This is a genomic window from Oleiphilus sp. HI0132 (genome assembly GCF_001635845.1).
Map to the genome: position 1 here is coordinate 1 of NZ_LWGJ01000755.1, position 882 is coordinate 882.

1 protein-coding gene is annotated in these 882 nt (G+C 44.9%); it reads right to left on the reverse strand.

Annotated features, from left to right (window positions below; genetic code table 11):
* Positions 1–788 (reverse strand): cbb3-type cytochrome c oxidase subunit I (locus tag A3766_RS08925; protein ID WP_197479460.1); only part of this gene is annotated, 788 nt, incomplete at its 3' end.
* Positions 789–882 lie beyond the last annotated feature (94 nt).

Genomic DNA, 882 nt, shown 5'->3' on the forward strand with positions numbered 1-882 from the left:
CTGTAATGTAGGTGGTGAGCGCCTGCCCATACATATAAAGAAATCAGTGACCAGAAATGAATAATAGATAGTCTGTAAGAATAAACTGGCTTGCCAGTCTGTTTAGGAACGAAGTAGTACATAATGCCCAAGAAGCCTGCCGTCAGGAAGAAACCAACAGCATTATGGCCATACCACCACTGCATCATCGCATCGACAGTACCTGCGTAAGCAGAGTAGGACTTCCAGAACGTGACTGGAATGGCCATGCTATTCCCGATGTGTAGAATCGCGACAGTGATAATAAATGCGCCATAGAACCAATTTGCAACATAAATGTGCTTGGTCTTACGCTTCATTATGGTACCAAAAAAGAGGACGCCATAGGCTATCCAAACTAAGGTGATTAGAATATCGATCGGCCACTCAAGCTCTGCGTATTCTTTTGCGCTAGTAATGCCTAGTGGCAAAGTGATCGCTGCTAGAACGATGACCGCTTGCCAGCCCCAGAACATGAATGACGCGAGGGTGTCCGAGACCAGGCGTGCTTGGCAAGTCCGCTGCACCACATAAAACGATGTAGCAAATAGAGCACTACCCCCAAAAGCAAAGATAACTGCGTTAGTGTGCAGTGGGCGAATACGACCGAAGCTTAAATAAGGTGAATCGAAGTTTAGCTCTGGCCATACTAATTGAGCAGCGATAAGAACACCGACGGCCATGCCGACAATACCCCATACCACCGTCATAATGGCAAACTGTCTTACAACTTTGTAGTTGTAAGTGATTTGGTTGGTCTCTTTGCTCATCGTTGAGGGTCCATTATTCTACATAAAGTGGAAACGCAAAAAATAAGGAATGTAAACCTTGCACACATCGCTTATTTTTTTACTACCTAAGTAA